Origin of the sequence: Streptomyces sp. WAC04114, from assembly GCF_019733245.1 — a bacterium.
GTDB lineage: Bacteria > Actinomycetota > Actinomycetes > Streptomycetales > Streptomycetaceae > Streptomyces > Streptomyces massasporeus_A.
Genome location: NZ_JAIGQA010000086.1, coordinates 23,311 through 31,085 on the forward strand (window position 1 = coordinate 23,311; position 7,775 = coordinate 31,085).

The following is a 7,775-nucleotide window of genomic DNA, read 5'->3' on the forward strand; positions in this document are numbered from 1 at the left end:
TTGTCGTGCTCCTTCTGCTTCAGCGGGGAGGCAGATCGGAGGAGAGGCGCAGATCGACCCAGGGGATGGTGTCACCGGGCAGCAGGTACCGTTCGATCTCGACGAACCCCCGCTTCTGTGCGAACCGCAGTCCGTCCTCGTTGCTGGAGAGTACGACGGTCTCGATCGCCTTCGCGCCGAGCTCTCGTGCCCGGTCGACCCCTCGCGCGTAGAGCGCGGTGCCGAACCCCCGACCGCGGTGCGCGGGGAGAGTCCGGGCGATCACGGTCGCGGTGAGCGAGTCGTCGGCAGGCGGGCGCACCGTGCTGCAACCGACGAGCACGTCTCCGAGATAGGCGACTTCGAGGTGGTTGCGCTCGGCACGCTCCCGGACCTCGGCGAGAGAAAGAGTGTGGGCAGGAATGATCACGTTGTGCACGTGCTGCCAGTCTCCGAGGCCCGCGTCATCGCTCGGCTGCTCTATGTGAAGTTCGGACATCGGCACAGGGAACCCGACTCCGGTTCGAACGGCAACTCGGTTTTCCGGTAGGCGGTTCGACTCCGCGGCCGAGGCCCACACCCCCGCAAACCCCCGCCAACTGCGTTAACACGCAGGCAACTTCGCCGACCCGGTTCCGATATACGGACGCGTCAGGCTGGTCAGCGTACGGCCGTGCGGGTGCCGTAGGCGGGCCGGAGCGCTGTGAGGCGTTCCGGCCCGTCGCCGTGTTCAGGCGGTGGTGATGCCCAGGGAGCGCTTCAGGAAGTCGACCTGGAGGAGGAGCAGGTTCTCGGCGACCTGTTCCTGCGGGGTGATGTGGGTGACGCCGGACAGCGGCAGCACCTCGTGCGGGCGGCCGGCGGCCAGCAGGGCCGAGGACAGGCGCAGGGCGTGGGCGACCACGACGTTGTCGTCGGCGAGACCGTGCACGATCATCAGCGGGCGGTGCGGCTCGGCGGGGGAGGACAGTCCCTCTGGAGTGACCAGGGAGCTCTTCGCGTACGACTCGGGGTGCTCCGCCGGCGTGCCCAGGTAGCGCTCCGTGTAGTGGGTGTCGTACAGGCTCCAGTCGGTCACCGGCGCGCCCGCGATGCCCGCGTGGAAGACGTCGGGGCGGCGCAGCACCGCCAGGCCCGCCAGCCAGCCGCCGTAGGACCAGCCGCGGATGGCCACCCGGGACAGGTCCAGGGGGTGGCGCTCGGCAAGGTTCTCCAGCGCGTCCACCTGGTCGTCCAGCGACAGCGTGAAGTCGTGGTGGATCGCCTTCTCCCAGGCGGGGGAGCGGCCCGGGGTGCCGCGGCCGTCCGCGACCACGACCGCGAAGCCCTGGTCCGCGAACCACTGTGACGTGAGGTGGGCGTTGTGCGCGGCGACCACCCGCTGACCATGGGGACCTCCGTAGGGGTCCATGAGCACCGGCAGAGGGGTGTCACCGTCGTAGTCCCGAGGCATAAGCACGGCGCACGGGACACGGCGTGCGCCCCCCTCGGTGAGCGTCACGCGGGGGGACATACCAGGATCTTCGGCGTACGAGGGGACAGTCCTGGTCGGTTTTCCGTCGCGCAGGACCCGCACCAGTGAACCTGGCCGATTCAGTGTCGCCGAGACCAGAACCGTCACCTCCCCGGCCCGCACCGCCGCGTGCACGCCCGGCTCCTGGGACACCCGCTCCACGCCCAGCTCGTTCACCCGGTAGACGTGCACCTGGCCCGTCTCCGCCTCCCCGGCGGCCTCGGCACCCTCCGACGCCGAGACCAGCACGTCGTGCGCGGAGACGTCCAGCACGGCCCGGACGTGCAACTGTGCTCCCGTGAGCGGCCGGTCGCCGACCGCCAGCACCCGCGCACCGCCCTCGTCCGCGATCCGCACCAGCTGCCCCGACGGGCTCCAGCACGGCACCCCGGGGAAAAGATCAAGCCATGTTCGATCTTCGTCGGCGTGCACCATCCGCGTCGCCCCGGTGTCCGGGTCCACCGCAAGGATCAGCTGGCTGCGCTGGTCGCGCGCCTGTACGAGCAGCAGCGGCGCCCCCGCCGCTGACCAGTGGACATGCGCCAGATACGGGTAGCGCGCCCGGTCCCAGGCGACCTCCGTGCGCGCCCCGTCCAGCCCGATCACGAACAGCCGCACCTCCGCGTTGTCCGTGCCCGCCGCCGGATACGGCACGCGCTGCGGCTCCCGTTCCGGATGCGCGGGGTCGGCGATCCACCACCGCCGCACCGGCGTGTCGTCCACCCGCGCCATGAGCAGCCGGTCCGACTCCGGAGCCCACCAGAAGCCCCGGGACCGCCCCATCTCCTCCGCCGCGATGAACTCGGCCAACCCGTATGAGACATTTTCCGACTCCGGCTCGGCGAGCGCCCGGTCGCCCTCCCCCTCGGCGCCCACCACCCGCAGGGTCCCCTGCGCGACATACGCGACGTGCCGCCCGTCGGGGGAGGGACGCGGGTCGATCACCGGGCCCGGCGTGGGCAGTTCACGCGCTGTCCCGGCCCGCAGTTCGGCCGCGAAAAGCCGCCCTGACAAGGCGAAAGAGGCCAGTTCGACCGCTGTGTCGGTGGCGTACCCGACGATGCCGGCGCCGCCCTCGCGGCTGCGTTCGCGCCGGGCCCGCTCCTCGGGCGAGAGGTCCTCCGAGGCACCGCCCAGCAGGGCGCGCGGGTCGGCGGCCACACGCTCCCCGCCCTCCTCCACGTCGAGGACCCAGAGCGAATTCGCCCGGTCGGTACCGGAACCGGAGCGCAGGAACACGACACGCGAACCGTCGGGCGCCACGGTGAACGAACGCGGCGCGCCAAGCGTGAAGCGCTGGGTACGGGCGTGCCGTCGGGGGAAGGAGTGAGGCTCGGTCGTCATGCCCTGACCATATTGGCCATGCGCCCCCTTGTGCGGCCGTGCGCCGATCGATGCGCACGGAGGGATAGTTATGATCAATGACGCATAGTGGGTATGAACCTGCTGGCCGCTGTACGGATTTGATGCCCCCATAGTCCGACCCCCCGCGCCCTCGTGGATCTTTGGAGGTGAGCCGCCGTGGCACTCTCGATTTCGGCGGTGGTGCTGCTGGCGATCATCGTCTTCCTGCTCGTCAAGAAGTCGGGGCTGAAGGCGGGGCATGCGATCGTCTGCATGCTGCTCGGCTTCTACCTCGCCTCCTCGACCGTCGCTCCCACGATCAACGAGCTGACGACGAACATCGCGGGCATGATCGGCAGCATCAAGTTCTGACCGTCATGGGACCTCGTAGGCTGGTCCCATGACGGAACTGCCCTCCCCCGAGCTCTCCGAGCAGGGGGGACCCCCACCTCGCTCCGCGAGGCGTCTGCTGCTGGTGCACGCGCACCCGGACGACGAGTCGATCAACAACGGCGCGACGATGGCCAGGTACGCGGCCGAGGGTGCCCACGTCACCCTGGTCACCTGCACCCTCGGCGAGCGCGGCGAGGTCATCCCGCCCGAGCTCGCGCACCTGACGGGCGCCGCCCTGGGCCAGCACCGCCGCCGTGAGCTCACCGCCGCCATGGCCGAGCTCGGCGTGACGGACTTCCGCCTGCTCGGCGGCGCCGGCCGCTACAGCGACTCCGGGATGATGGGCCTGCCCGACAACGACGACCCCGGCTGCTTCTGGCAGGCCGACGTCGACGAGGCCGCCGCCCACCTCGTCGAGGTGATCCGCGAGGTACGCCCCCAGGTCCTCGTCACCTACGACGAGCACGGCGGCTACGGTCACCCCGACCACATCCAGGCCCACCGGGTCGCCATGCGCGCCGCGGAACTGGCCGCCGATGCCGGTGTGCCCATCCCCAAGGTGTACTGGAACCGGGTCCCCCGGCCCGTTGTGGAGGAGTCCTTCGCGCGGCTGAGGGAGGACCTGCCCGGGACGCCCTTCGCCAAGGCGGCCGAGGTCGACGACGTCCCGGGTGTGGTGCCCGAGGAGCGGATCACCACCGTGATCGACGGAACCGCCCACGCCGCCGCCAAGGCCGCCGCGATGCGCGCCCACGCCACCCAGATCACCGTGGCCGAGCCGTACTTCGTGCTGTCCAACGAACTCGCCCAGCCGATCCTCACCACCGAGTACTACGAGCTGGTGCGGGGCGAGCGGGGCTCCGCGGAACCGGAGACGGACCTCTTCGCCGGTGTCGGGGAGGCCTCATGAGCGACCGGACGTCGATGCTCGCCCAGCCGATGCGCCCGCCCACCGCCGGACGCGTCGGCGCCTGCCTCGGGTTCTTCGTGCTCGGCGCCCTGGTGGGCCTGGCCGGGGCCCTGGTGCAGCCCGGATGGTTCCCGGGCGGGCTGCTGCTCGCCCTGGCCGGTGAGGCCGGAGCCGTCCTGGGCGCCACCCGTGTCCTGCGCGGCCGGGCCGGGGGCGTCTCGGTCGCCGCCGGCTGGATGCTCTCGGTCGTGCTGCTGACCGCCAGCCGCCCCGAGGGCGACTTCCTCTTCGCCGCGGGGAGCGGCTCCTATCTCTTCCTCCTCGGAGGCATCGCCGTGGCTGTGATCTGCGCCACCCTCGCCCCGGGGCGGCAACCGGAGGGCGACTCCGTCCGACTTGCCAAGTGACGTACCACTTCGCCGGACGTGGCCGTGGGGGTCCGGTGTGGGTTTCCACGGCGGTCACGGGATACGGGCGAGAAGTGGCCAGTATGGTGGTGCGCGCCGCCGAGCCTCCCCCAAGCGCTCGACTTCGCTCGTGCAGGGGGGACCCCCATCGTGAGGTCGTGACGGGCGGCGGAGCCAACCGGGAGAACCTGCCTTGAGTCGTGAAACTGACACTCCGTCCTCCGGGCCCAACGGGCGCGGTGGAGCCGCCTACCCGTCGGGTACGCCGCCGTACGGGACCCCGACGGTCTCCGACGCGGGTACGGACGCGGGCCGTTCCGCCACGCGGCCGGAGGAACGCAAGACCGAGACCACGCTGACGACCCGGATCCGGATCAACATCCCAGGGTCGCGGCCCATTCCGCCCGTGGTGGTGCGCAAGCCCGTCGCGGAGGTGGATGCCCCGGCCGGCACCGACACGCACGCTGAGGCGTCGGCGGCGCCGGGCACCGCCCCGTCCACGGGCGCGGGCCCGGGCACGGCCGAGCCTCCCGCCGAGCCCGCGCAGCAGGGTGACGACAAGCCGGCCAGCGACTGGTTCGCGCCCCGCAAGTCGGGCGGCGGCAAGGGCGGTCCGGGCAGCGGCTCCACCAACGGGGCCGGGCTGCCGGGCGGTTCGCGTCCGGCGCCGGGCGGCTCCGGCGCGGGTGGTCCCGCCGCCGGTGCGTCCGGCGGTGCGCGGCCGGGTGCCGGGCGGCCCGGAGGCGTGGTCGGCTCCATGGGCGCCCCGGGCGGCTCCCGCTCCGGCGGTACGAACGGTGCCGGGCTCCCGGGCGGCGCGACCGGCGGCCCCGTCGCGCCCGGGCACGGCGGCGGCACCGGCTCCTTCGACGTCACCGAGGCCCTGGCGGCGGGCCCGCTGGGCAACGGCTCGCGTCCCGCCCCCGGCGGCGAACCGCGCCGCGACGACCTGCCGTACTTCTCGGAGAACGGCCGCGACGGGCAGGCCGGGCAGAACGGGCAGTCCGGTTACGGCGGTCAGCCGGGTGGCCCGAGCGCGGCGGACGGCTTCGGCACGCCCGGCAGCCCTGGTTCCCGGGGCCCGGCCGGCCCGACGGGCGGACCGGTCACCGGTGACGGCCCGATGGTGCCGCCGGCCGGAGCGGGCTTTGACGAGCAGGGTGGTCCCGGCAGGCCGGGCGGCTTCAACACGCCGGGCGGCCCGGGCGCACCCGGCGCCTTCGACGCACCCGGCGGCCCAGGTGGCCCCGGCGGCTTCGGCAACGAGCCGGGCGGCCCGGTGGGCCCCGGCGCCTTCGACGCCCCTGGCGGCCCCGGTGGCCGCAGCGGCCCTGACGGCTTCGGCGACCCGGCCAGGCCAGGCGCCCCCGAGTCCTTCAACGACCCCGGCCGCCCCGGCGGCCCCGGTGCTCCCTCCGCCTTCAACGCCCCCGGCCGGCCCGGAGGCCCCGGAGCCATAGGCGGCGGCCCCGGTGGCCCGGGTGCCCCCGGCGGCCCCGCGGGCCCGGGCGGCACCCCCGCTCCCGGCGCCGCGGGCACCGGCCCCGGCGGTGGCATGAGCGACGACACCGCCATCCTGACCCCGCAGAAGCCGGCCCCCGAACCGCCGGAGGGCCAGGGCTACGGCCCCCGGCACGACAACGTCTCGGGGCACACGGTCACCAGCGGCATCCCCGTCGTACCGTCCGGCGCCGCCTCGCCGTTCGGCCCGGGCGCGCCCGGTGACGGCCCGGTGCCCCACGCGGCGCCGAAGCTGCCCGAGCCGGTGTCGCCGCCCCCGGCGAGCTCCTCCAAGGCCCCGAAGAAGAAGGGCCGCAACAAGCTCGTGCTGCTGGCCGTCGGCGTGGTCGTCCTCGCCGGCGGTGCCTACGGCGCCGGGCTGCTGATGAACCGCACCGACGTGCCCAAGGGCACCACTGTGCTCGGCGTCGACATCGGCGGCACCACCCGCGACGGGGCGGTCAGGAAGCTCGACGAGGCCTTCGACAAGAACGCCGGCAAGGAGCTGAAGCTGTCGCTGGGCGGCAAGACCGTCGCCCTCGACCCGGACAACGCGGGCCTGCAGTTCGACATGGACGCCACGGCCGACGCGGCGGCCAAGAGCGACTACAACCCGGTCTCCGTGATCGCCTCGCTGTTCGGCAACCACCGGGTCGTCACCCCGGTCATGCCCGTCGACGAGGAGAAGCTGCACGCCTCCCTGGAGGCCGCGGCGGGCGGCTCAGGCGCCACGAGCGACGGCACGATCAAGTTCAAGGGCGGCAAGGCCGTCCCCGTCTACGGCAAGACAGGCAAGGGCGTCGACCTCGCCAAGTCGACGACCGCGGTGGAGGAGGCGTACCGCACCCAGGTGGAGACCGGCACGGCCGGCACGGTGAACCTCCCGACCACCACCCGGCAGCCGACGGTCTCCAACGCCGAGGTCGACCGGATGCTCAAGGAGGTCGCGCAGCCGGCGATGTCCGACCTCGTCACCGTCCGGACCGACGCGGCGCACAGCATCGATTTCGGCCCGGTGTCCCTGCCGAAGATCCTCAGCTTCAAGGCCGTCGACGGCAAGCTCGTGGACACCTACAACCTCAAGGCGCTCCAGGAGGCCTACGGCACGACCTTCAAGGGCGTGCAGATCGAGGGTGCGAGCGGCAAGCGGGACGTCCTCCCGCAAGACGTCGTCACGGCGCTGCGCGAGGCCCTGCGCGGCAAGACGCCCGCGGAGCGCGTCGGAGTCATCGACACCAAGCCGAACTGACCTCCGGCCCCCCGCCGTACGAGAGCCCCCGCCCGATGAGGACGGGGGCTCTCGCACGGCGCGGTCGAAGGGGGCGCGGGGAAAACTGCGCGACCAGCCCCCACGCACCCGCACCCGCAAGACGGCGGAACGCCTACGGCGAGAACGCGTCAGTTGAGCATCGCCCTGGCCGCAAACGCCTCCCCCCGCACCCGCTCGGCAGCCCCCTCATCCACCGCCGAGACAACCTCCGCATAGGCCTCCAACTCCACGGCCCCGGCCACGAACTCGCCCCGCTGCACCAGCAGCTGCGCCCGCTCGTACCGCAACCGCGCCGGATGCGACGGCAGCAGCAGCGACAACTCCACCGCCCACAGCGCCACATCCGACCGCTCGGGCCGGGCCGCCGCCCACGCCCGCACGTTGTTCAGGATCCGCAGCACCACATCCAGCGGATCCGCCGGCCGCAGCATCGACGGATCGATCCCCGCCCCCGTCGCC

General features: G+C 73.1%; 7 protein-coding genes. 4 read left to right on the plus strand and 3 right to left on the minus strand.

Annotation, left to right across the window (positions count from 1 at the left end; translation table 11 throughout):
- Positions 1-19 precede the first annotated feature (19 nt).
- Together K4G64_RS21960 and K4G64_RS21965 are read right to left on the minus strand one after the other, a co-directional pair.
- Positions 20-478 (minus strand): GNAT family N-acetyltransferase, encoded by a 459-nt coding sequence (locus tag K4G64_RS21960; protein WP_221757731.1) that lies wholly within the window; start codon positions 476-478, stop codon positions 20-22.
- A 231-nt stretch (positions 479-709) separates the two neighbouring features.
- Entirely contained in the window at positions 710-2,836 is a 2,127-nt protein-coding gene (locus tag K4G64_RS21965; protein WP_221757732.1) for a S9 family peptidase, read from the minus strand.
- A 177-nt stretch (positions 2,837-3,013) separates the two neighbouring features.
- Here K4G64_RS21965 and K4G64_RS21970 point away from each other — a divergent pair, with 177 nt between their 5' ends.
- The 4 genes from K4G64_RS21970 (at position 3,014) to K4G64_RS21985 (ending at position 7,295) form a co-directional block, all read left to right on the plus strand.
- Positions 3,014-3,208 (plus strand): hypothetical protein, encoded by a 195-nt coding sequence (locus K4G64_RS21970; protein WP_031103282.1) that lies wholly within the window; start codon positions 3,014-3,016, stop codon positions 3,206-3,208.
- A gap of 28 nt (positions 3,209-3,236) precedes the next feature.
- Entirely contained in the window at positions 3,237-4,139 is a 903-nt protein-coding gene (mshB, locus tag K4G64_RS21975) for an N-acetyl-1-D-myo-inositol-2-amino-2-deoxy-alpha-D-glucopyranoside deacetylase (RefSeq protein ID WP_221757733.1), read from the plus strand.
- Entirely contained in the window at positions 4,136-4,546 is a 411-nt protein-coding gene (locus tag K4G64_RS21980) for a DUF6113 family protein (RefSeq protein WP_221757734.1), read from the plus strand. The genes mshB and K4G64_RS21980 overlap by 4 nt, the downstream gene beginning before the upstream one ends.
- A 193-nt stretch (positions 4,547-4,739) precedes the next feature.
- A complete protein-coding gene (locus K4G64_RS21985) occupies positions 4,740-7,295 on the plus strand; it encodes a hypothetical protein (protein WP_221757735.1) in 2,556 nt (851 codons plus the stop codon).
- Positions 7,296-7,444: 149 nt separating this feature from the next.
- Here K4G64_RS21985 and K4G64_RS21990 read toward each other — a convergent pair.
- Positions 7,445-7,775 (minus strand): tetratricopeptide repeat protein (locus K4G64_RS21990; protein ID WP_221757736.1); only part of this gene is annotated, 331 nt, incomplete at its 5' end.

Coding starts and splice junctions, on each gene's coding strand:
- K4G64_RS21965 (WP_221757732.1), bottom strand. CDS start 2,836: ATGACGACCGAGCCTCACTCCTTCCCCCGACGGCACGCCCGTACCCAG.
- K4G64_RS21960 (WP_221757731.1), bottom strand. CDS start 478: ATGTCCGAACTTCACATAGAGCAGCCGAGCGATGACGCGGGCCTCGGA.
- K4G64_RS21980 (WP_221757734.1), top strand. CDS start 4,136: ATGAGCGACCGGACGTCGATGCTCGCCCAGCCGATGCGCCCGCCCACC.
- mshB (WP_221757733.1), top strand. CDS start 3,237: ATGACGGAACTGCCCTCCCCCGAGCTCTCCGAGCAGGGGGGACCCCCA.